Origin of the sequence: Paralimibaculum aggregatum, assembly GCF_030270585.1 — a bacterium.
Classification (GTDB): Bacteria; Pseudomonadota; Alphaproteobacteria; order Rhodobacterales; family Rhodobacteraceae; genus Thermohalobaculum; species Thermohalobaculum aggregatum.
Genome location: NZ_BSYI01000049.1, coordinates 1 through 22,800 on the forward strand (window position 1 = coordinate 1; position 22,800 = coordinate 22,800).

The 22,800-nt window shown below is 70.2% G+C and carries 18 protein-coding genes; 11 read left to right on the forward strand and 7 right to left on the reverse strand.

Going from position 1 to position 22,800, the window contains the following annotated elements:
- Nucleotides 1-1,574 precede the first annotated feature (1,574 nt).
- Genes QSJ97_RS21085 through QSJ97_RS21095 form a run of 3 tightly spaced genes read right to left on the reverse strand, consistent with a single transcriptional unit; the run spans nt 1,575 to nt 5,031 of the window.
- Nucleotides 1,575-2,090: an aromatic-ring-hydroxylating dioxygenase subunit beta gene (locus QSJ97_RS21085; RefSeq protein ID WP_285674244.1), complete on the reverse strand. Its 516-nt coding sequence runs from the start codon at nt 2,088-2,090 to the stop codon at nt 1,575-1,577.
- Nucleotides 2,087-3,406 (reverse strand): aromatic ring-hydroxylating oxygenase subunit alpha, encoded by a 1,320-nt coding sequence (locus tag QSJ97_RS21090; protein WP_285674245.1) that lies wholly within the window; start codon nt 3,404-3,406, stop codon nt 2,087-2,089. Before QSJ97_RS21090 ends, QSJ97_RS21085 begins: the two co-directional genes overlap by 4 nt.
- A gap of 20 nt (nt 3,407-3,426) precedes the next feature.
- Nucleotides 3,427-5,031, reverse strand: coding sequence for an ABC transporter substrate-binding protein (locus QSJ97_RS21095; protein WP_285674246.1), 1,605 nt, complete (start codon nt 5,029-5,031; stop codon nt 3,427-3,429).
- 244 nt (nt 5,032-5,275) lie between these two features.
- Between QSJ97_RS21095 and QSJ97_RS21100 the strand changes: the two genes are divergently transcribed.
- From QSJ97_RS21100 to QSJ97_RS21120, 5 genes are read left to right on the forward strand one after another with little or no spacing between them, the layout of a single operon-like run.
- Nucleotides 5,276-6,259 carry an ABC transporter permease gene (locus QSJ97_RS21100; protein WP_285674247.1) on the forward strand — a complete coding sequence of 328 codons (984 nt, stop codon included), beginning with the start codon at nt 5,276-5,278 and terminating at the stop codon, nt 6,257-6,259.
- Nucleotides 6,259-7,101 (forward strand): ABC transporter permease, encoded by an 843-nt coding sequence (locus QSJ97_RS21105; protein WP_285674248.1) that lies wholly within the window; start codon nt 6,259-6,261, stop codon nt 7,099-7,101. The genes QSJ97_RS21100 and QSJ97_RS21105 overlap by 1 nt, the downstream gene beginning before the upstream one ends.
- Nucleotides 7,098-8,135 (forward strand): ABC transporter ATP-binding protein, encoded by a 1,038-nt coding sequence (locus QSJ97_RS21110; protein WP_285674249.1) that lies wholly within the window; start codon nt 7,098-7,100, stop codon nt 8,133-8,135. Before QSJ97_RS21105 ends, QSJ97_RS21110 begins: the two co-directional genes overlap by 4 nt.
- Nucleotides 8,132-9,070 (forward strand): ABC transporter ATP-binding protein, encoded by a 939-nt coding sequence (locus QSJ97_RS21115; protein ID WP_285674250.1) that lies wholly within the window; start codon nt 8,132-8,134, stop codon nt 9,068-9,070. The genes QSJ97_RS21110 and QSJ97_RS21115 overlap by 4 nt, the downstream gene beginning before the upstream one ends.
- A 53-nt stretch (nt 9,071-9,123) precedes the next feature.
- Nucleotides 9,124-10,026 (forward strand): LysR family transcriptional regulator, encoded by a 903-nt coding sequence (locus QSJ97_RS21120; protein ID WP_285674252.1) that lies wholly within the window; start codon nt 9,124-9,126, stop codon nt 10,024-10,026.
- Between the two features lie 36 nt (nt 10,027-10,062).
- Here QSJ97_RS21120 and QSJ97_RS21125 read toward each other — a convergent pair whose 3' ends face one another.
- A complete protein-coding gene (locus QSJ97_RS21125; protein ID WP_285674254.1) occupies nt 10,063-11,523 on the reverse strand; it encodes a sulfatase family protein in 1,461 nt (486 codons plus the stop codon).
- A 180-nt stretch (nt 11,524-11,703) separates the two neighbouring features.
- Here QSJ97_RS21125 and QSJ97_RS21130 point away from each other — a divergent pair, with 180 nt between their 5' ends.
- Both QSJ97_RS21130 and QSJ97_RS21135 read left to right on the forward strand, forming a co-directional pair.
- The gene (locus QSJ97_RS21130; protein WP_285674256.1) at nt 11,704-12,519 is read left to right on the forward strand and encodes a GntR family transcriptional regulator; all 816 of its coding nucleotides are present in this window, start codon (nt 11,704-11,706) and stop codon (nt 12,517-12,519) included.
- A gap of 186 nt (nt 12,520-12,705) precedes the next feature.
- A complete protein-coding gene (locus tag QSJ97_RS21135; RefSeq protein ID WP_285674259.1) occupies nt 12,706-14,352 on the forward strand; it encodes an acyl-CoA synthetase in 1,647 nt (548 codons plus the stop codon).
- Nucleotides 14,353-15,034: 682 nt separating this feature from the next.
- Here QSJ97_RS21135 and QSJ97_RS21140 read toward each other — a convergent pair.
- The 3 genes from QSJ97_RS21140 to QSJ97_RS21150 all read right to left on the reverse strand — a co-directional run bounded on the left by QSJ97_RS21140 (nt 15,035) and on the right by QSJ97_RS21150 (nt 18,908).
- Entirely contained in the window at nt 15,035-15,280 is a 246-nt protein-coding gene (locus tag QSJ97_RS21140; protein WP_285674260.1) for a hypothetical protein, read from the reverse strand.
- Nucleotides 15,281-15,970: 690 nt separating this feature from the next.
- On the reverse strand, nt 15,971-16,858 hold the full coding sequence (locus tag QSJ97_RS21145; RefSeq protein WP_285674261.1) for a sulfotransferase domain-containing protein: 888 nt from the start codon (nt 16,856-16,858) through the stop codon (nt 15,971-15,973).
- A gap of 67 nt (nt 16,859-16,925) precedes the next feature.
- Nucleotides 16,926-18,908, reverse strand: coding sequence for a TonB-dependent receptor domain-containing protein (locus QSJ97_RS21150; protein ID WP_285674262.1), 1,983 nt, complete (start codon nt 18,906-18,908; stop codon nt 16,926-16,928).
- Between the two features lie 305 nt (nt 18,909-19,213).
- On the opposite strand from QSJ97_RS21150, the gene QSJ97_RS21155 reads away from it, so the two are divergent.
- From QSJ97_RS21155 to QSJ97_RS21170, 4 genes are read left to right on the forward strand one after another with little or no spacing between them, the layout of a single operon-like run.
- Entirely contained in the window at nt 19,214-20,146 is a 933-nt protein-coding gene (locus QSJ97_RS21155; protein ID WP_285674285.1) for a siderophore ABC transporter substrate-binding protein, read from the forward strand.
- Complete coding sequence (locus QSJ97_RS21160; protein ID WP_285674263.1) at nt 20,133-21,110, forward strand: ABC transporter permease; 978 nt, start codon at nt 20,133-20,135, stop codon at nt 21,108-21,110. The genes QSJ97_RS21155 and QSJ97_RS21160 overlap by 14 nt, the downstream gene beginning before the upstream one ends.
- Complete coding sequence (locus tag QSJ97_RS21165) at nt 21,100-22,044, forward strand: iron chelate uptake ABC transporter family permease subunit (protein WP_285674264.1); 945 nt, start codon at nt 21,100-21,102, stop codon at nt 22,042-22,044. The genes QSJ97_RS21160 and QSJ97_RS21165 overlap by 11 nt, the downstream gene beginning before the upstream one ends.
- The gene (locus tag QSJ97_RS21170; RefSeq protein ID WP_285674265.1) at nt 22,041-22,799 is read left to right on the forward strand and encodes an iron ABC transporter ATP-binding protein; all 759 of its coding nucleotides are present in this window, start codon (nt 22,041-22,043) and stop codon (nt 22,797-22,799) included. The genes QSJ97_RS21165 and QSJ97_RS21170 overlap by 4 nt, the downstream gene beginning before the upstream one ends.
- Nucleotide 22,800 lies beyond the last annotated feature (1 nt).

Below are 22,800 nucleotides of genomic sequence, written 5' to 3' on the forward strand. Positions count from 1 at the left end.
CTGAGGCGCGCAAACCGCCCGGGGCCCCAACCAGGGCCCCGGGAGAACCCGCATCCGGCGGGACATCGACACCGGACGATGCGCTGCCCGCGGTCGCGGCAGCCGTTCCCGCAGTCGCGCCGCCTTTTCGCTGGGAAAGCGCGGGCAAGCCCGGAGAAGCGCATCCAAGGCATCCGGGCCGGACGCGACGCTGCTCCTTGTCCACCTCCTGCCGCACGACTGGTAAGGTCCCCGCCACGGCGTCAGGACTGCCCTCCCACTGCGCCCTCCCCCTCGCATCCCCTCACGCGGGACGAACGGCCTATACCACCAGGTGCCGGAGTAGCGCCCGGCATCACCGATCGCGCCGCCTCCGCGGGTCCCGTCATGGCGGAGACCCTGATCGTGGGGTGCGCGGCGGCGAGCCCTGCCCTGCCACCCGGCCGCTGCTGGTCCCGGCCGTAACCCGGGCAAAGCCGCAGGGCGGGTGGAATTCTCGACGCCATCTGCCAGGACGGCAGTCCTCGGCGCGGGCGAAGGCCGCGGCATTGGCATCGGCACAGATGGGGTACGAAAGGTATCCGCTCCGCAAGGCAGTGCGTCGCGCGAGGGGTCATGCGGCTGCCCGCGCCGATATCGAGGTGGGCCCCCCTGCCCCGGTCTCGCGGAAGACCCCGGCGATGCGGTGCACGAGATCGCGCGTCGGCGTGGGGTTCGCCCGGCCCACAGGGGTGTCGCGGACAGCGCGGATGCGGCCCGCCACCGACAGGCGATGGATGCCGCCGGGCGGCGTCCGGCAACGGTGGTCGCGTCGCGGTCGCCGTTTGCACGTATCGAGCGGGGCGGGACATTGCCGGGATTGCCGCCGGTGCCCGGGTCGCCGCCGGGGAGATCGGCGAAGCCGCAGGCACAGGCGATGCCGCGCCCGTCCTTGCTTGTGGTCTCGATGACTGTGCGGACGGCCCGGTCGATACCGCCGGTGTTGGCGATGCGCGGGTATCCGACCGTTGATGCCAGCCGGTGCCGGCGCCCGCGTCGCTTGCAGTTGGAATCTTGCCACGCTCGAAGGTGCCGAGGCCGTTGCAGGCTCTGCCCATGTCGCCTTCCGCCTTTGCGGCAATCCCGTGGGCGATGCCCCCGATCGTCCCGCCATGGATGTCGAGCGCATCGGCGGTGTCGAGGTCGATGCCGCGGGCGCTGCCAGCCTCGGCGGCCCTTGGAGCAACGGTTGCGGGATTGGCGTGGTTGGCGCCGTCGCGGCCGAGGCTGGCTGCGAAGGGCGCCGCGGCGCTTTCGGTCGGCGGCGGGTCAGACGGCGCAGCTCTCTGCCGTCGTTGCCGCCAGCGGGTGTCCGCGCCCTTGAGAGATGCCCGGACGACGGGCCTGCCGCGGTGAGGTTGCGCGGGGAAGGGCGTTGCTCTCTGGCAAGTCCGGGCCAGGCCGACCTCGTGGCACCGCCGCCGCGCCGGTCCGGGAGGGTGTGCGGCAGACCGGCTCCGCCGCCGGGGCGGAGCCAGGCATCTTGCGGCGAGGATGCGGGCCGGCACCGGCCGGGCCGGCGCAGCGCCCCTCGACGGCCGCCGAAGCGCCGGCGGCTAGAAGAACACCGTCAGCGATCTCGGCAGGGTCGTGTGGTCGAGGATGACCTGCCGCCGGTGGATGCGCCAGCCGGCATCGGTGCGCCGGAAGGCATCCTGCCGCTCGCCGACATACTGGTGCTCGAGCCGCCCGAGCCGGGTCTGGTTGACCAGCAGGTTGCAGCGGGTCGCGAGCCCCTCCCCGGCCGGCTCGATCCGCAGGTTGGTGACGAAGTAGCGCAGCCGCGAGGGCGGCAGCTCGGCATGGGCGAGCGCCGACCTGAAGCGCTCGGCGCGCGCCGCGAGGAAGGTCCGGTCGTCGTCGTAGATCGCGAGATCGCCCTCGCCCCGGACCCCGAGCGCCCGGTCGTTGTGGGTCTCGCGGACCGGCATCCAGTAGTGGATGTCCTCGGTGAAGGTCGCCTCGATCCAGTCCTCGTAGCGGCCGGCCTCCAGCAGCTCCGCCTCGGCGAAGTAGAACTGCTCGATCTCGTAGTGCAGCAGGCGGGGGTCCTCGATCGTGTCCAGGGTCATTGCACGACCTCGGCGGCAGGCTCGGCCATCATCTCGGCCCAGCGGGTGTAGAAGTTCATCTGGTTGTTCTCGCTGAAATAGGGCGCAACGCGGCCCGGGTGCAGCGGATGCGGCTCGCCCGGCGCCTCGAGGCCCATCTGGTAGTTGAAGTCGAGCGTCTGGCCGATCACGCCGCGGGTCGCCTCGGTCACCTGCTCGAAGTTCTCCGCATCGTCCTGCGCCGCGATGCCCGAGGCGGCCTGGGTGCGCGTGAAGTCGACCCGCACCATCTCCTTCACCGCCTCCGGCGCGTCGCGGTCGATGGCGCACCACTGCCACATCTCGATCTCGTGCGGCGCCTTGGGATGGGCCTGGTAGAAACCCATCGGCCGCAGCGCGCTGAAGTTGTTGAAGGCAAGGTTCGGAAAGATGTTTCCGAAGCCGAGGGCATAGATGTTCGCACGATCCTCGCCAAGGCGCTCGACCAGCCGCGCCCGGCATTTCTCGAGATAGGCGCGCACCTCCTCGGTGTATTCCCTGGCCTCGTTCATGTCGGCCTCGAAGCGCTCGTTCTCGAAGGCGATGCTGGTGAAGCAGTGCCCGTTGTCGGCGGTCACGGTGTGCAGCGCCGGCGCCGAGGTGTAGGTCACCGGGCTGATCTGCCGGATGTTCAGGCGGTAGACCGAACCGTGGGAATAGGGAAGGTGATAGCTGTCCCCGGCAAAGTTCTCCGCCATCAGCTTCCAGTTCGAGGTGGCGCGGTAGCGCTGGGTGCCCTTCAGGAAGGTGACGCCGCCGAGCGGGCGCTCCATGGTGATGTCGAGATAGTATTTCGCGTTGCCGAGCCAGTCGTCGAGGCTCGGCGCGCCGGCGTCCCAGTTGGCGAAGACGAAGCCGCCATAGCTGGTGACCTTGGGCACCTCCAGCAGGCCCCATTTCTCGGTGTCGAGCCGCTTGCCGTAGGCCTCCTTCTGGTAGGGCACGCCGGCCAGCTTGCCATCGGTGGAATAGGACCAGCCGTGGAAGACGCAGACAAAGGTCTTGGTGTTGCCGAAATCGTTGCGGCAGACCTTCATGCCGCGGTGGCGGCAGGAGTTCAGGAACACCCGGACGGCGCCGGCCCGGTCGCGGACCATGATCACCGGGTCCTCGCCCATGTAGTTGGTGATGTAGTCCCCGGGCTCCGGGATCTGGCTCTCGTGCCCGACGAACAGCCAGGAGCGTGCGTAGATCCGCCGGATCTCCTCCCGGAAGATGTCCTCGTCGAAGAAGATCCGCCGGCTGACCAGCCTGTTGCTCGTGTCGACGAGCTGATGAAGCGCGGTTGCGCCGTCCATTGTGTGCCTCCCTCTGGTTGTCAGTCGACGAGTTCGAGATCGGCCCAGGAGCCGTAGGGGCCCTCCGCGCCGACGGTGTGGCCGGTGACCTTGACGTTGGCCAGCGTCACGAACTTCATCTCGAAGAGCTGCAGCACAGGCATGTCGCGATGCGCGATCGCCTGCATCTCGGCATAGAGCTCCTTGCGGACCGCCGGGTCGTTCTCGAACTGCGCCGCCTCGAGAACCTCGTCCATGCGCGGGTCGCTGTAGCCATGGGCATTGGCGAAGGGCACGCCCTTGCGGATGTTCTTGCTCCAGTAGAGCCGCTGCACGCCGATCGTCGGATCCGGCATCGCGTAATAGAAGTTGAGGTGCATGTCGAAGTCGTAGTCGGTGAAGACGCGGCGCAGCAGCGTCGGGATGTCCTGCGAGCGCAGCACGAGATCGACGCCGACGGCCTTCCAGGCCTGGCGCAGATACTCCGCCGTGCGCGGGATCGTCTCGGCATAGGGGCTGTAGTCGATCGAGAGCGAGAAGCGCATGCCGTCGTCGCCGCGCGGGAAGCCGGCCTCGTCGAGCAGCGCATTGGCCGCGCCCACATCGAAGCCGTAGCCATCCGAGGCCACGTGCAGATCGCCGTGCGTCGAGGGGACCGGGCTGTTCGCCACCTTGCCGTAGCCGTACCAGACCACGTCGACGATGAAGTCCTTGTTCACCGCCATCGCCAGCGCCCGGCGGACATCGCGGTTGCCGAGATACTCGCCGCGCTGGTTGAACTCGATCAGGAAGATCGGCGAGAGATACTCGTAGCCGCGGGTCTCGACCTCGAGGAAGCCGGTCTCGCGCAGCCGCTCGACATCGTTGAGCGGAACCGGGTTGAAGGTGGCGAGCTGGGCCTCGCCGGCTTCCATCGCCGCGGCACGCGAGCCGGCATCGTTGATGTAGCGGAACACCAGCTCGTCGAGATGGGGCTTGCCCTCGGCCCAGTAGTCGTCGTTGCGGGCATAGCGGGTGTAGTCGCCGCGCTGCCACTCGACGAACTTGTAGGGGCCGGTGCCGATCGGCGCGTCATTGGCCGGGTTCGCGGTGATGTCGGTGCCGGCATAGATGTGCTCGGGCAGCACCTGCGCGCCGTAGGAGGACAGCGATTTCATGATGGCCGGCGAGGGCTCGGACACCGTGATCACCACGGTGTGGTCGTCCGGCGCCGAGACATCGGTCACCTTCGCGAAGATGGTGCGCCCGCGCGGGTTCAGCTCGCGCCAGACCTCGTTGAGCGAGAACACCACATCCGCCGCGGTGAAGGGCTCGCCGTCGTGCCAGCGCACGCCCTTCCGGAGATTGAAGGTGTAGGTCAGGCCGTCGTCCGAGAGCTCCCAGCTTTCGGCCAGCGACGGCTGCGGCGTCAGGTCGAAGTCGTAGGTGAGCAGGCCCTCGAGGACCTTCGTCGAGACCACGCCCGCGAATCCCGCGGGGTTGAAGGCCGAGGTGAGCGTCGGCGGTTCGCTCTGCATGGCGACGACGACGGTGCCGCCCTCGGCGGCATCGGCCGCCGGGGGATGCGTGAGCGGAACCACGGCAAGCATCGCGGCGAGCGCGATCGAACCGAGGCGGTGTCGGTAGGCGTCCAGGGGTCGAAACATTGATGGTCCTCAACTTTACTGGCTTCGCTGTGATGAAGAGCTTGCGTTCCCTCCGTGTGATGTTGCAAGCTGAAATCGTCGCAGGAGGCCAAAATGTCATCAGAGTCAGCCAGAACAGTCGAGATCGCACAGTGATTGAACAGAATTGTAACTGTTGTGATGTGAAAATAGGCAGAATGAGGGCAAAACCCGGTGATTCGATGCCGACGGCGCTCCTCGGGCCCGGATCCGGGGGGTGCGCCGCGTGAGACGCTCCAGGATCCTCGCCTATGCGGGCCGGCGGCTGCTGCAGGCCGTTCCGCTCATCCTCGCGGTCGCGGTGCTCAACTTCCTGCTGCTGCAGATCGCGCCCGGCGACGCCGCCGAGGTGCTGGCCGGCGAAGCCGGCACCGCGACCCCCGAATACATGGCGCGGCTGCGGGAGGAGTTCGGCCTCGACCAGCCGATGCATGTCCAGCTCTGGAACATGCTGCTGCGGCTCCTGCAGCTCGATCTCGGCCATTCCTTCCGGCACGGCGTCCCGGTGCTCGAGCTGATCCTCGACCGGCTGCCGGCGACGCTGCTGCTGATGCTGACGACGCTCGGCGTCTCGGTGCTGTTCGGCGTGCTGCTCGGCACGCTGGCCGCCCGCGGTGCCAACGGGGTGGTCGATGCGATCATCTCGGTCGGCGCGATGATCGCCTATGCGACGCCGGTGTTCTGGATCGGCCTGATGATGATCGTGCTGTTCTCGGTGGAGCTGCGCTGGCTGCCCTCCGGCGGCATGACCACGATCACCGGAGACCGCGAGGGGCTGGCGCTCGTCGCCGACATCGCCTGGCACATGATCCTGCCGGTCACCACGATGTCCTTCTTCTTCATCGCGATCTACTGCCGGATCATGCGCGCCTCGGTGCTGAACGTGATGGAGGAGGACTATGTCACCACCGCCCGCGCCAAGGGGCTGTCGGAGCTGGCGATCCTGCCCCGCCACACCATGCGCAACGCGCTGCTGCCGATCGTCACGCTGGCCGGGCTGCACCTGTCGACGCTGCTCGGCGGCTCGGTGCTGATCGAGACCGTCTTCGCCTGGCCCGGGCTCGGCCGGCTCACCTTCGATGCGGTGTTCCAGCGCGATCTCAACCTGCTGCTCGGCATCCTCTTCGTCTGCTCGGTGCTCGTGGTGCTGATGAACCTTCTCGTCGATCTGCTCTATTTCTGGATCGACCCGCGGATCGAGGTGGACTGATGGCCGAGGCCGATCCTTTCCTGAAGCGCTTCGGGCGCAACCGGCCGGCCGCCATCGGCGCGGTGCTGCTGCTCGCGGTGACCGCCGGCGGGCTGCTCGCGCCGATGCTCTCGGCGCCCGATCCCTGGGCCATGGTGGCGCGGCCCTTCCTCTGGCCCGGCAGCGATCCGCGCTTCCCGCTCGGCACCGACATGCTGGGCAGGGACCTGCTGGCGGGGATCCTGCACGGCGCCCGCGTCTCGCTGCTGGTCGGGCTGATCGCGACCGCGGCGGCGGCCTTCGTCGGCATCTCGATCGGCGCGCTGGCGGGGTATTATGGCGGGCGCATCGACAACCTGCTGATGCGGCTCACCGAGCTTTTCCAGATCGTCCCGCCCTTCATCCTCGCGGTGGTGCTGGTGGTGATCCTCGAGCCCTCTGTCGGCACCATCATCCTCGCCATCGCGGCGATCTCCTGGCCCCAGCTCGCCCGGCTGACGCGGGCCGAGGTGCTCTCGATCCGCGAGCGCGAATATGTCGAGGCGGCGGTCTCGGTCGGCATGAGCGACCGGCGCATCATCTTCCGCGAGATCCTGCCGAACGCTGCGCCGCCGCTGCTGGTCTCCACCTCGCTGGCGGTGGCCACCTCGATCCTGCTCGAGAGCAGCCTGTCCTTCCTCGGGCTCGGCGATCCCAACGTGATGAGCTGGGGCACCATGGTGGGCGCCGGGCGCGAGGTGCTGCGCAGCGCCTGGTATGTCTGCGCCGTGCCCGGGGTGGCGATCCTCGTCACCGTGCTGGCGATCAACCTTGTCGGCGAGGGCCTCAACGACGCGCTCGATCCGAAACGGAGGCGGCGATGACCGGGGGCGATCCCATTCTCGACATCCGCGGGCTGGCGACCGAGTTCCACACCAGCCGCGGCCCGGTGCGGGCGGTCGACGGCATCGACCTCTCGGTCGGCCCCGGCGAGACCGTGGCGCTGGTCGGCGAATCCGGCTGCGGCAAGACCACGACGGCGTTCTCGGTGCTGCGGCTGATCCCGCGCCATCGCGGCCGGGTGGTGGCCGGCGAGATCCGCTTCGACAGGCTCGATCTCGCCACCCTCGACGAGCGCAGCCTGCGCAGGATCCGCGGCAACCGCATCGCGATGATCTTCCAGGACCCGGCCTCGGCGCTGAACCCGCTGATGACCGTCGGGGCGCAGATCGCCGAGGCGGTGCGGCTGCATCGCGGGCTCGGGCGGGCGGCGGCGCGGGCCGAGACCGAGGCGCTGCTGCGCGCGGTCCGGATCCCCGAGCCGCGGCGGCGCCTCGACGAGTTTCCGCACCAGCTCTCGGGCGGCATGCGCCAGCGGGTGATGATCGCGCTCGCGCTCTCCTGCCGGCCCAGGCTGCTGATCGCCGACGAGCCGACCACCGCGCTCGACGTGACGGTGCAGGCGCAGATCCTCGCGCTGATCGAGGAGCTCAAGCAGGAGTTCGGGATGTCGGTGCTGCTGATCACCCACGACCTCGCGGTGGTGGCCGAGGTCGCCGACCGGGTGGCGGTGATGTATGCCGGCCGCAAGGTCGAGGAGGCGCCGGTCTCGCGGCTCTTCGCGGCGCCCCGGCATCCCTACACGCGGGCGCTGCTCGCCTCGATCCCCGATCCGGACGCCGATACCGGCGGCGGCGCCGCGGCGCAGCCCCTGCCCGAGATCCCCGGACGGGTGCAGCCTGCCGGCAGCCGGATCGAGGGCTGCGCCTTTGCCGAGCGCTGCGCGATCGCGGCGGATATCTGCCGGCAGGCGGCGCCGCCCGAGGCGCTGAGCGGCGATGGCGCGGCGGTGTTCTGCCACCATGCCGCGCCGGAGGATGCGGGCCAGATAGCGGCCGCGGTGGAGGGACGGCTGTGAATCTCGTCGAGGCAACCGGGCTTGTGAAGCATTTCCACACCGGCCATGGCGCGGTCCAGGCCATCGACGGCGTCGACATCGCGGTGCGCGAGGGGGAGACGCTGGGCATCGTCGGCGAATCCGGCTGCGGGAAATCCACCCTCGGCCGGCTCCTGACCGGGCTGCTGCCACCCGACCGCGGCTCGGTGCGGCTGCTCGGCGAGGAATGCGCCGGGCAGAGCCGGCGCGCGCTGCGCCGGATCAGGCCGCTGGTGCAGGTGGTGTTCCAGAACCCCTATTCCTCGCTGAACCCGCGGCGGACCGTGGGGCGCACCCTGCTCGAGCCGCTCGCGGTGCACCGGATCGGAACCCCGCGCGACCGGGCCGCGCGGGTCGCGGCGATGCTCGAACGGGTCGGGCTCTCGCCGGCGGCGGCGGCGCGCTATCCGCACGAGTTCTCCGGCGGCCAGCGCCAGCGGATCGCCATCGCCCGGGCGATGATGCTCGAGCCGCGGCTGATCCTCTGCGACGAGGCGGTCTCGGCGCTCGACGTCTCGGTGCAGGCGCAGATCCTCAACCTGCTGGCCGAGATGAAGCGGGAGTTCGGCCTGTCCTACGTGTTCATCTCCCACGACCTCTCGGTGGTGCGCCACATCGCGGACCGGATCGCGGTGATGTATCTCGGTCGCATCGTCGAGGTGGCGGACCGGCAGCGGATCTGGAGCGAGCCGCGCCATCCCTACACCCGCGCGCTAATCGCCTCGGTGCCCCGGCCGCGCCCGGGGCGCCCGAAGCCGGCACCGGTCCTGCACGACGACCTGCCGAGCCCGATCGACCCGCCCTCGGGCTGCCGCTTCCGCACCCGCTGCCCGGTGGCGACCCCGTCCTGCGCCGGGCAGGCGCCGGTGCTCGAGAAGATGGGTGCGGACCACGCCTGTGCTTGCTTTCACGCGTAAACTGTCCGATCCGGTAGTGCCTACCCGACGGGCGGTTTTGCGAAGGAGCCTGCATGAACGGTGATATCCGGCTCAAACATGCCGATCTGCGCATGCTCCGGCGTTTCATCACCGTGGTCGAGGCCGGCGGGATCACCGCGGCGAGCCAGCAGCTCGGAATCACCCAGTCGACCCTGAGCAGCCAGCTCGCCTCGCTGGAGCGGACGCTCGGCACGCGGCTCTGCCGGCGCGGGCGCGGCGGTTTCCGCCTGACCCGCGAGGGCGAGGTGATCTACCGCTCGGCAGAGCGGCTGCTCGGCGCGGTGGACGCCTTCGGCAACGACGTCGCGGCCCTGCGCGGGGAGCTGACCGGCGTGCTCCACATCGGCACGGTCGACAACATCGCCTCCAACCGCGACTGCCGCCTGCCCGATGCCATCGCCGAGTTCCGGCGCGTCGCGCCGAACGTCCAGATCTCGCTGCGGGTCTCGACGCCGGAAGAGCTCGAGACCGGCGTGCTCGAGGCGAAATACGGGCTGGCGCTCGTGCCGCTGCGCAAGGAAGGCCGGGCGCTGCTCTACGATCATCTCTTCGACGAGCCGCAGGCGCTCTATTGCGGCCGGCAGCACCCGCTGGCGGAGGAGGCCGGCGAGATCGAGCCGGCGATGCTGACGGAGTTCGCCTATGCCGGGCGGGGCTATTTCCAGGACCAGACGATCCCGCTGAAGCCCGCGACCGTGGCCTGGGACATGGAGTCGATCCTCCTGCTCGTGCTCTCGGGCCATTTCATCGGCCACCTGCCCCGGCATTATGCGGAGACCTGGCTGAGCTCGGGCGAGATCTCCGAGGTCCGGGGCCCGGGGCTGCGCTATGCCTCCCCGTTCTACGCGGTCCGGCGCGGCGGCCATCACGCCGACCCGATGATCGACCGTTTCCGCCAGGCGCTCGTCGCGGTGCATGCCGCACCGATGGGCTGATCCGGCCGGCGGCTCGGCGTCGCCCGCCCCCCGCGGTCAGCTGAACGATGGCTCCACCCCCGGCGGCACCGAGAAGCCGAGATCGCCGCGCGCGATGATCGGCTCCTTGCCGCCGTTCTCGACAATCTTCCGGGCCTGATGCGCGCGCGCCTCCCGGTCCACCGCCGCCGGGTCGCAGATCTTCAGCAACTCCTGCATCAGCGCCTCGCGGATCGCGGCGCAGCCCGGCTCCTCCGCCCGGTCGTTCACCTCGTCCGGGTCCTCCGCGAGATTGAACAGCTGGTCGGGATAGTCGATGTAGTGGACCAGCTTCCAGTCGCCCTTGCGGATCATGAAGGCGGCCTTTCGCGAGCCCATGCCGTGATACTCGGAGAACGCCGCGCGATCGGCCTCGGCGCCGTCGATCAGGGCGCGCACGCTGGTTCCCGGCACGTCGTCCGGCACCGTCTCGCTGTCCCGCGCGCCGACGCCTTCCATGATGAAGGGATAGAGATCGAGGATGCTCGCCGGGGTCTTCACGACCGTGCCGGCGGGAATGCCGGGGCCGGCCACCATGAGCGGGACGCCGACCGACTCCTCGTACATCAGCGACTTGCCCCAGGCGCCCCGCGCACCGAGGTTGTCGCCATGGTCGCTGGTATAGACGACATGCGTGTCGTCCTGCAGCCCGGCCTTGCCCAGCGCGTCGAGCACCAGCCCGACCTGCTCGTCCATGAAGGAGACCAGCCCGAAATACCCGGCCAGCGCCCGCTTCACCGCATCCGGCGTGTCGAAATACTCGTCATAGGCGAAGATGCCACGATAGTCGTCGACATAGGGATGGATCGGCTTGTCGCGCAGGTGGTAGAGCTTCGGCTCCGGCAGGTCCTGGTTGTAGTAGTGGTAGAAGTGCTGCGACGGCGCGGTCAGCGGGAAATGCGGCGCCACCCAGGAGACGAACATCACCCAGGGCTTGCCGCGGTGTTTCGGCGCCTCCTCGTGCAGCCAGGTGATCGCGTCGGAGGTGATGTCGCGGTCATAGCGGGTGTACATCGACTCGCCCGGGCCGGCCATCTGCGCCATCTTGCGCGAGCCGCCGCGCTTGACCGTGTCCTCGTCGCGGATCAGCCCGAGCAGATCGCCCTTGGCCTCGACGATATGCATCGAGAGGCGCTCGTCGGCGAAGCCGTTGTCGTCCTCGGTCGAGCGGAAATGCAGCTTGCCGATCGAGACCGTCTGGTGCCCGCGCTCGCGCAGCAGCCGGTGCCAGCTCGGCAGCGAGCCGTCGAAGGCGGTCGCGTTGTCCCATGTCCCGATCTGGTGGATGTATTTCCCGGTGGCGAAGGCGGCGCGCGCCGGGACGCAGACCGGACAGGGGGTGTAGGCGGTGTCGAAGCGCGCACCCCGCGCCGCCAGCCTGTCGAGGTTCGGCGTCCTGACGATGTCGTGCCCGTAGCAGCCCGCCGCGCCGCGGGTGTGTTCGTCCGACATGAGGATCAAGACGTTCTTCGGTTTCATTCGGTCATTCCCAATCGTTCGGTGCCGGATCGGCCGCTTGCCGCGGGGCAGCGCTTGTGGATGCTCGGTGCACGGGCCGACAGGGGAGTGGCCGCATGCTGATTGCTATATAGTAATTACGCTATGCAGTGATATCATCCCTGTCAAGCGATCCGCGTGATGCAACCTGGGAGGCCGGCGATGGCGCGACGGGACAACGACTTGGAGCGGCTGGACCCGATCCGCGCGGCGCAGGTCGTCACGGTGCTGCGCGGGTATCTCGCGCGCGAGCTGGCAGATGGCGACCGGACCGTGCCGAAATACCTGCAGCTGCAGAACGCCCTGGTCCGCGCCATCGAGACGGGCGTGATCGTCGAGGGCGACAAGCTGCCGAGCGAGGCCGAGATGACCGCGCTGTCGCCCTACAGCCTCGGCACGGTGCAGAAGGCGCTGCGGGCGCTCATGGAGGCGGGGCTGGTGCTGCGCAAGACCGGGGTCGGCACGGTCGTCCGCGGGCTGGAGCACAGCATGCGCAAGCCGCTGCATGCGCGGTTCTCGCGGCCGGGCGGGCCCTTCCTGCCGGTCTATCCGAAGATCCTCGGCCGCATGACCGTCGCGGAACGGGGCGCCTGGACCGAGGTGATCGGCGAGGATGCGACCGTGCTGCGCCTCGACCGCCGGATCATGATCGGCGAGGAATTCGCCATCGTCACCCATTTCTACGTCGATGCCGGGCGGTATCCGTTCTTCAGGGACCGGCCGCTGGACGCGCTGCACAGCGAGAACTTCAAGAACCTGGTGCAGGCGGAAACCGACCGGCGGGTGACGCGCCTCGATCACCGGATCGCCTTTGCCGGCGCGCCGGAGGGGGCGGCACAGCACATCGGCGTGGCACCGGGGGCGATGATCCTGAACATCAAGTCCACCGCCTGGGATCAGACCGGCGAGGTGGTCTACTACCAGCGCTTCTACATCCCGCCGAACGAGCTGGATCTCACCATCGAGTCGCTGTTCTGATCGGCCGTGCCGGAGCGGTCTGCCGGGGCGTTCTTTCGGAGCGGGCCGCGGCGTGCAAAGGGAGATGGCCGGCCCGGCGGCGTGTGACTAGGCTGCCGCCGTCGTGATAGGGAGGATGCGCATCCGTGATGCCCGGCATTGCAGCGCCGCATGCACCGGGACGCGCGCGCTCCGAAGGCAGGATCTGTGAGGCTCGACAAGGTGGCAAACCCCTACAACACCGATCTCGATCGCAACCCGGCAAACCATCAGCCGCTGACGCCGCTGGGCTTTCTCGAGCGCGCGGCCAGTGTCTTTCCCGGCCACACGGCGATCGTGCACGGCCCGCTGAGGCGGGACTATGCGTCGTTCTACGCGCGCTCGCGCCAGCTTGCCTCGGCCCTGCAGCGGGCCGGCATGGGCCGCGGCGACACGGTCTCGGTGCTGCTGGCGAACACGCCCGCCATGCTGGAATGCCATTACGGCGTGCCGATGTGCGGGGCGGTGCTGCACTCGATCAACACCCGGCTGGATGCGGCGATCATCGCCTTCCAGCTCGATCATGCGATGTCGCGCCTAGTGATCGTCGACCGGGAGTTCATGCCGCTGATGCAGGCGGCGCTGGCGCTGGCCACGGTGCGCCCGGCGCTGATCCAATATGACGATCCGGTGTTCGACGGACCGGAAACCGATGGTATCGCAGAGGATTACGAGGCGTTCCTCACAAGCGGCGACCCGGCCTTCGAATGGCTGATGCCGGAGGACGAATGGGATGCGATCTCGATCAACTACACCTCCGGCACCACCGGAGACCCCAAGGGCGTCGTCTCCCACCACCGCGGCGCCTATCTGCTGGCGCAGGGCAATGCGCTGACCACCTCGATGGCCAAGCACGCGGTCTATCTCTGGACCCTGCCGATGTTCCACTGCAACGGCTGGTGCTTTCCGTGGACCCTGTCGGCGATCGTCGGCACCCATGTGTGCCTGCGCCAGGTGCGGGCCGGGCCGATCTGGGCCGCGCTGGCCGACGAGGGCGTGACCCATCTCTGCGGCGCGCCCATCGTGATGCAGCTGATGATCTCGGCGCCGGAGGCGGTGAAGCGCGATCTCGGCCGCACCGTGCAGGTCTTCACCGCGGCCGCGCCGCCGCCCGAGACGCTGCTGGCCGGGATGCAGGCCGCCGGCTTCGAGGTCACGCATCTCTACGGGCTGACCGAGACCTACGGGCCCGCGGTGGTCAACGACTGGCACGCGGACTGGTCCGCCCTGCCCCCGGCCGAGCAGGCCAGGCTGAAATCCCGCCAGGGCGTGCGCTACCTGCCGCTGGAGCGGCTCGCGGTGCTCGATCCGGAGACGATGCGCCCGGTGCCGCGCGACGGCCGCAGCATGGGCGAGGTGATGTTCCGCGGCAACGTGGTGATGAAGGGCTATTTCCGGAACCCCGGGGCGACCCGTGCGGCCTTTGCCGGCGGCTGGTTCCATTCCGGCGATCTCGGCGTGGTGCATCCCGACGGCTACATCCAGCTCAAGGACCGCTCCAAGGACATCATCATCTCGGGCGGCGAGAACATCTCCTCGATCGAGGTCGAGGAGGCGCTCTATCGCCATCCGGCGGTGGCGGTGGCGGCGGTCGTCGCCATGCCGCACGAGAAATGGGGCGAGACGCCCTGCGCCTTCGTCGAGCTCGCCGATGCGGCGCAGGCCGATGCCGAGACGCTCCGCGCCTGGTGCCGCGAGCAGCTCGCGCCCTACAAGGTGCCCGGCCGTTTCGTCTTCACCGCGATACCGCGCACCTCGACCGGCAAGATCCAGAAATTCGTCCTGCGCGAGCGCGCCCGGGAGATCGCCGACTGAGCCCCGGCGCCCGCCGGTTCTCCGGTTCTCCGGAGAGGTGAAGTACCGGAAGGCGCCCACGGCCCGCCAGCCCGGCGCCTCCGGATGCATCTCGTAGCCGCGCCGCTCCGCGGCATGGTGCCGGTCCACCTTGCGCCGGAACGGCCGGAAGATGATGCTGCTCCCATGCAGGACGCCCCCGCGCCGGGCCAAGATCTCGCGCCGGGCATCCCGGCCATCGGTCGCCGACGCCTCGTCCGGCACCAGCGCCCGAGCGGCCGCCCGCCCCGGTCGGTCTCCGGGAAGGGCGTTTCGTCCGGTCGCTCCCGAAGCTGCCGCCGAGGATCACCCTGCGCCCGACCGCGACCCCGGCCCGCCGGAGCCGGGCGCCGGCGGCATCCCTGGCGGTGCGCGGCCGGCCGCCGTCGATCGGGATCAGCGCGAACCCGTCCTCCCCCTGCCCGGCCTCGGCGAGCATGGAGAGGCCGCGCTCCGGGCCGTGCTCGGGCACCGGCAGCGCGGCACATCCCCGGTGCATGGGGCCCGTGTGGTGACTTGCGGCGGCTGGCCCGCTGTCGCCATTGCCGGGCTGTATGACGTGGCCGCTGCAAAGGACCAGCGGCATCGCCCGGCGCATGGCCCGGTCGGTGCAGGGCGCGGCGGTTGCGCTCTTGCGGGCGACGATGGATCGCGCCGTTTGCGTCTACCGGCGCGCGAGCCAGAGGCTGTCTAAGAGCCCGCGCAGGTTCGCCGGGCTCTCGCGGTCGGCATGGATCTCCGCTGCGCCGATGGCGGTGATCGCGGCGGCGCCATCGGTGCCGGGATCGATCTGCTCCACCGTGTCGAGCAGCGCCGAGCCACCGGCCGCCGTTCTCGCGCCGCTCCACAACCGCGCGGTGGCCGGCCGCGAGTTCTGCCAGCTCGAGGGGGCCGGTGCCGGTCGGCGCATCGGCCGGGGTGCCACTGGCGCCGGCACCGCGATGCACGATCAGCGCCGGGCAGACGGACATGGCGGCGTCCGGCGTGGCCATGAGACGGCCATCGCGCTGCCCTCGGCGGCGCGGCCGCACCGGCGGCGGATGGCTATCATCACCTCCGCCGGGCCAAAGGCGTCACCATCGATCCGGGCCGCGCCCTCGCGAAACGTCAGCGTGCAGGGATGCGTGTCGTCGGAGACCTCCCAGCGCCCGATCAGCCGCCCGGAGAAGGGTGGCGAGCTGCTCGCAGCGGATCGGCGTCCCGCAGATCGGGTGGGGGTCACTGAGCGTCATGACCTGCCGGCCGCCATGCGGCGACGACTCCTGCTCGAGCGTGGGGCGCGGCAGGCTGAGCATCGCTTGGGCGGCGACAGCGGCGGCGCCCAAAGTGCTGACTAGGCGGGAGAAAACTGCGCCGGTCGAGGCTGCCGCTCCGGGCCTTCCCCGCCAGACACGAGGCGATCGGGTGGCCCGCAGACGGGCGCCCGGCCTAGTTTGTCTTGGGTCTGCTTCCATTGATAGGTTGCGTGCATAGCGCGGCGGGCCGTGGCGCCGGGCGCGCCGGGGCCGGCGATAGAGCGGAAGAAGCCTGTCGGCGGCAGCAGTGGACCTGCGCTTGACGCGGCGGATCTTCGCTGGCCTGCCCGGCTCCGGCTCCGGAGCTATGCGGTCTCGCCGAGCCAGCCGGCCAGATCGCCATAGGCGGCAATGCCGAACTCGGCCGCGATGGTCTCGCGCCAGCGGGCCGCGAAGGCGGCGCGGATCTCCGGGGTGAGCGCCGCCCTGCCCTGCCCGTCCTGCCGGGCGACCTTGGTGGACCAGCCGCCCGGCGGCAGCCCGCAGGCGGCGTCGCGCGCGGCGCGCAGCAGGTGATCGTCGAACTGCGTCCCGTGGCGGCGCATGAAGTCGAGCCCGGCCTGGCGGGTGACGAGCGCGCGCAGCGCCGGGTCGGGCGGCGCGCCGATGAAATCCGCCACCCGGTCGACGGTGCCGGGCAGATCGGCCTTCATTCCCTCGAAGGTCAGCAGCAGGGTATCGGCCCGCCCGCGCCGGCGCAGCCAGGAGCGCGCATGGTGCCACCAGCTCTCCGACCCGCGCTCCAGGAAATAGGCCGCGAATTCCGCCACCGGGATCGCCCCCGCCTCGAACACCCAGCCCTCGAAGAAGCGGTGCAGCGACAGCATGGCGTCGAGCGGATCGCGGAACACCACGATGTAGCGCCCGCCCTTCGGGATCTCCTCCCAGCCGAGATGCGACTTGAAGGCGCGCGGATGCGCGCGCTGCGGCGCCGCCGGATCGACGCCCATGTCATGCGCCAGCTCGAGCCAGGGCACCGCCTCGGTGATCTCGCGGAAGTCCATCGAGCCGCCGGTGCGCAGCCCGTGCACGATCTGCTGCATCCAGGTGGTGCCGCATTTCGCGTAGGGCGAGATGAACACATCGCTGGGCCCGGCCACGAGAGCGAGGCCGCGGCGCAGGCCCTCCTCGGTCGCGAAACCCTCGAGCGCGCGGCGCATCTCGGCAATGGTGGCGGGCCGGCGAGAAACCATGGGATCTCCGGTGGATGCAGCCGCCCGGGCGGTGCGCGGGCTCATCCTGCACATGCCGCCGGCGCGGTCAAAACCGGATTGTCGCGCTGATGCGGAAGGCCCGGCCCGGCTCGTCGAGCGGCACCACGCCGTCAAACTCCTGGCCATAGGTGGCGCGGCTCGCATAGTCCTCGTCGAGAAGGTTGGTGACCTCGGCCCGCAGGGTCACGTTCGGGAATTGCGGCGGGGTATAGGCGGCGAAGGCGTTCACCACCTGATAGGCCGGCAGGGGGTTCGCGCGCTGCCCGGTATAGGGATCGTAGGTGCCGTCGTATTCCAGGTAGAACTCGGCATCCGCCCCGATGGTCAGGCCGATATCGGCGAAGCCGTGATTGACCTCGAGCACCACGACCTGGCCGACCGGTGTGGTGAGATACTGGCCGAGGTCGCTGTCCGCGGGCCTGCCGTCGATCTCGGTCTCGATGTTGGCATAGCCGACGCGGACGAAGCCGGGCCCCCAGCTGTAGCCGGCGCCGAGCTCGATGCCCTGCGAGAGCACGTCGCGGTAGAGCGCCGGGCCGCCGCGGTATTCCTCGTCGCGGGCATCGTCGATCTCGGTGCGGAACAGCTTGGCCTTGACGAAGGCGCCCTCGAGCGCCGGCACCAGCGGGCCGAAATCGTAGTGCAACCCGGCGAAGAGGTTGTTGGAGACCGCGGGCCTGAGATCCCCGTCCGGGTAGACCCAGGCCGGGTTGATCAGGAAGTTCTCGGCAAGCTCCACCCCGCCCCAGACCCGCGAGGCCCCGGCGCTGGCGGTGAGCCCGTCGAGGATCTCGTAGCTGCCGGAGAGGTTGCCGGAGACGCCGGCATTGCGGCTGACCGAGCCCTCGATCCCCTCGAAGCGCTGATAGTCGACCCGGCCGCCGAAGGAGATGTCGAGCCGGTCGAGCGGCGCGAGCCGGGCCTGGGCGAAGGCGCCGATGTTCCGCGCCGTCTCGGTGCCGCCCTCGTTGAACTCCGGCGCGGGCAGGTAGCGATAGTCGAGCTCGGCGCGGTCGGCATAGAAGTCGAGGCCCGCATCCAGCGTGCCGAACGCGAGGATCGACTGGTTGGCCAGCTTGCCGTTGAAGCTCCGGGTGCTGCCGAAGGAGCGCTGCTCGTCCTCCACGATGTCGAGATCGGTGGCGCTGTGGGCGACCACCAGCAAGGGGTTCCAGAGCCCCTCCGGGGTCGCATCCTCGAAGCTCAGCACGATGTTCTCGCGGTCGAGCGCATAGGGACGGGTCAGCGGCACCGGCCGGCCGCCGATGATCTGGCCGATATTGGCGCGGTAGGGCCGGGCCTCGTCGTCGTTGACCCGCTCGTAGGAGATCTCGACGCGGTAGCCCTCGTCGGACTGGTAGGCGAGCTTGCCGATGCCGCTCAGCAGGCTGGTGCCGGAGCCGATGATGGTCTGGCCGTCGCCGTCCTGCATCGCGTTGCCGCCGGCATGCTTGAAATAGGCCAGCCCCTCGAAACCCTCCGCCCGGCCGAAGAGAGAGACGCTGGTGGCGAACACGTCGCCATTGGTGCTGTACTCGCCCGAGAGATAGCCGCCGAAATCGTCGCCCGGCGCCAGCAGGTCGGCGGCGTCCTTCGTCTCGAACAGGATCGAGCCGGCCAGCGCCCCCGGCCCGGCATCCGCGGGCGCGACGCCGGGGTCGATGCGCACCGCCTTCAGCAGCTCCGGGTCGATCAGCGTGGTGGCGTTGTGGTGGAAGATCTTGTTGTTCTGCCGCGCGCCGTCGATGGTGACCGCGAGGTTGGTCTCCTCGATGCCGTTGACATAGAGCTTCTGCGAGGCCGGGATCGAGCTGCCGACGGTGATCGTCGGCTCGGTGCGGAAGAGGTCCTGCAGATCCACCGGGTCGAGCCGCAGCAGGTCCTCGTCGGTCAGCGTCACGCCGTCGCCGGCCAGCGATTCGATGACGATCGGGTTGAGCTCGAAGGTCTCGACCGATTGCGCCCGTGCCATTCCCTGCGCCATCGACACGGCACAGGCCAGCGCCGTCGGCGCCGCGATGCGCGACATTCCCTGCATGGTTCCCCCCAGGCTGAAACAGGCTGATCTGGGTGGCAGGCGGGGCGTGCCGCATGGCTTCCTGCGCCGGAACCGACCATATCCGACTGTTGCAGTCAAGAATGTTTCCCGCCCCCCTGGTGCGCCCGGAACGGTGCGGGATGAAGGGCGCATCGGATTAGTTGACTGCAATGATCGGGAATTGTATCCCTCCGCCGGTCCTCAATGGCCGCGGGCGGCAAACCCCCGGCCCACAACGCAAATCCGGGAAAGCGGGAATCAGCATGTCGGGATGTTCGATGGCATCGGTCAATCTGATGGCGGGAGCGGCGCGGCGCCGGGCGGGCGGCGGGTGCGCCGTTCTCGGCCTCGCGCTCGCCGGATTGCTGCTGACGCCCGCCGCCGGAGCGGAGGTGACCGTCGCGACCGCCCGCGGGCCGGTGGCTGTCGAGACCGATCCGGCGCGCCCGGTCGCGCTCGACATCGCCGCCATCGACACGCTCGACGCGCTCGGGGTGGATCTCGCCGGGGTGCCGGCGCAGCTCTACCTGGATCACCTCGCGCATCTTGGCGGCAGGGCCGAGCCGGTCGGCACGCTGTTCGAGCCGGACTACGAAGCCCTGGCCGCCCTCGCCCCGGAGCTGATCATCGCCGGGGGGCGTTCGGCGGGCGAGGTCGACGGGCTCGCGCGCCTCGCGCCGACCATCGACATGACCATCTGGGGCGACGATCTGGTCGCGCAGTCCTTCGCGCGGCTGCGGGACTATGGCCGGATCTTCGGCCGGGAGGATGCCGCCGCCGAACTCGCGGCGCGGCTCGAGGGCGCGATCGCCGCTGCCAGGGCGGCGGCCTCGGGCAGGGGCAACGCGCTGATCCTGCTGGTCAACGGCCCGAAGATCTCGGCCTATGGCCCGGGCTCCCGCTTCGGCTGGGTCCACACCGCGCTCGGCATCCCGCCCGCGGTCGAGGGGCTCGACACCGCCAATCACGGGCAGGCGGTCTCCTTCGAGTTCGTGCATGTCGCCGATCCGGACTGGCTGATCGTGATCGACCGCAGCGCCGCCATCGGCGAGCGCGGCGCCGGGGTCTCGCCGACGCTGGGCAACGCGGTGATCGCCGAGACCGCTGCCTGGCGCAGCGGCCGGATCATCGAGCTCGATGCCGCCGGCGCCTATATCGCCGCCGGCGGCGTGCGCGCCATGACCGGGATGTTCGACACCATTGCCGCCGGCTTCCTTGCCCACCGCTGAGCCTCGGGCCGGGCGCCATGCCGCGCTGGCGCTGGCCGGGCTGGCGCTGCTGGCGGGGGCGAGCCTCTTCGTCGGGGCGGCCCCGCTCTCGGCTTCGGCGCTGCTGGCCGATGGCGAGGGCGCGCGGATGCTGATGCTGAGCCGCCTGCCCCGCACCCTGGCCTGCCTGCTGACCGGCGCCGCGATGGCGATCGCCGGGCTCGTCATGCAGATGCTGGCGCGCAACCGCTTCGTCGAGCCCTCCACCGTCGGCTCGGCCCAGGGGGCGGCGCTCGGGCTGCTGGCGGTCACGCTGGTCTGGCCGGCGGCGGGGCTCGCGGCGAAGATGCTGGCGGCCAGCCTCGCGAGCCTTGCCGGCACCGCCGCCTTCCTCGCGATGGTGCGGCGCCTGCCGGTGACGCAGCCGCTGCTGGTGCCGCTGGCCGGGCTCGCCTGGGGCGCGATCCTCGGCGCCGCCGCCACCTTCATCGCCTGGGAGACCGACCTCATGCAGTTTCTCGAGATCTGGCTGAACGGCGAGTTCTCCGGCGTCGTCCAGGGCCGCTACGAGATCCTCTGGCTGACCGGGATCTTCGCCGCCGCCGCCTATCTGCTGGCCGACCGCTTCACCATCGCCGGGCTCGGGCGCGACGCGGCGGTCGGCCTCGGCCTGCGCTACGAGCGGGTGCTGCTGCTCGGCCTGCTGATCGTCGCCGCGGTGACGGCGCTGACGGTGGTGACCGTCGGCATGATCCCCTTCGTCGGGCTGGTGGTGCCCAATCTCGTGCGGATGGGCGCGGGCGACAACATCCGCGCCGCGCTGCCGCTGGTGGCGCTGGCCGGAGCCGGCGCGGTGCTGGCCGCCGATCTCGTCGGGCGGCTGGTGATCCATCCCTTCGAGGTGCCGGCGGCCACGGTGTTCGGGGTGATCGGCGCCGGGGTCTTCGTCTGGCTCATCGTCACGCGGCGCGGCCATGGCGCATAGGGGCCTCGCGATCCTCGCCGCGGCGCTCGCGCTCTCCTGCCTGGTCTACCTGGTGATCGGGGTGCGCGGGAACTGGGGCTTCGTGCTCGCGCTCCGGGCCGAGCGGCTGGCGGCGCTGCTGCTGGTCGCGGCCTCGGTGGCGGTGGCGACGCAGATCTTCCAGACCGTGAGCGGCAACCGGATCCTGACCCCGGCGATCGTCGGCTTCGACGCGCTCTACATCCTGATCCAGTCGGTGCTGGTGCTTGCCATCGGCGGGCTGGCGGCGGCGCAGCTCCCGGAGATCGGGCGCTTTCTCGGCGAGACGGCGATCCTCGCGCTGGCCGCGGTGGCCCTCTTCGCGGCGCTGCTGCGCGGCGCGGCGGGAGACGTGCAGCGCATGGTGCTGGCGGGGATCGTGCTCGGCGTCATGTTCCGCAGCCTGACCGCCTTCGTGCAGCGGCTGATCGATCCGAACGAGTTCGCCGCGGTGCAGATCGCCTCCTTCGCGCGCTTCAACCGGATCGAGGCGGGGCCGCTCTGGATCGCCATGGCGGTGGGTGCGGCGGCGCTGGCGGGGGCCTGGGCGATGCGCCACCGGCTCGACGTGATGGCGCTCGGGCGCGACCATGCGATCAGCCTCGGGCTCGACCATCGGCGCATGCTGATGACGGCGCTGGTGCTGGTGGCGCTGCTCACCGCCACCGCGACGGCGCTGGTCGGCCCCCTCGCCTTCTTCGGCCTGCTGGTGACGAGCCTCGCGCATCTCGTGCTGCGTGACCATCGCCATGCGGTGCTGATGCCCGGCGCGGCGCTGATCGCCGGCATCGTGCTGATCGCCGGACAGACCGTCTTCGAGCGCGCCCTCGGGCTCGCCGCCACGCTCGGCGTGGTGGTGGAGTTCCTCGGCGGGCTCGTCTTTCTTGCACTGCTGCTGGGGCGAGGCTGGCGATGATCGAGATCCGGAACCTGAGCCATGCGGAGGGTCGCACGCCGATCCTCCACGACATCACGCTGAGCCTGCCGAAGGGCGGCGTCACCGCGATCCTCGGGCCGAACGGGGCGGGCAAGTCCACCCTGCTGTCGCTGATGGCGCGGCTGCGCCCGCTGCAGGCCGGCAGCATCGCCTATGACGGGATGGACATCGCCGCGACGCCGACCGAGCGCCTCGCCCGCAAGCTCGCGATCCTGCGCCAGGACAGCACGGTGGGCAGCCGGCTCACGGTGCGCGACCTCGTCGGCTTCGGGCGGTTTCCGCATCACCGCGGGCGGCCGGGGCCGGCGGACCGCGCGGCGGTGGAGGCGGCGCTCGGGCAGTTCGACCTCGCGCCCCTGGCGGGCCGCTTCACCGAGGAACTCTCCGGCGGGCAGCGCCAGCGCGCGCTGGTGGCGATGGCCTTCGTGCAGGCGACCGACTACCTGCTGCTCGACGAGCCGCTGAGCGGCCTCGACATGTACTACGCGCGGATGCTGATGCGCCTGCTTCGCCGGCTCGCCGAAGAGCACGGGCGCACCGTGGTGGTGGTGCTGCACGAGATCAACTACGCCGCCGCCCATGCCGACCGGATCGTCGCGCTGAAGGACGGGCGGGTCGCGCTCGAGGGGCCGGCGGCGGAGGTCTTCGCCAGCGCGCGGCTCTCGCCGATATTCGGCATGGAGATCCCGGTGGAGCGCTGGCACGGGCGGCCGGTAGCCCTGCACTACACCTGAC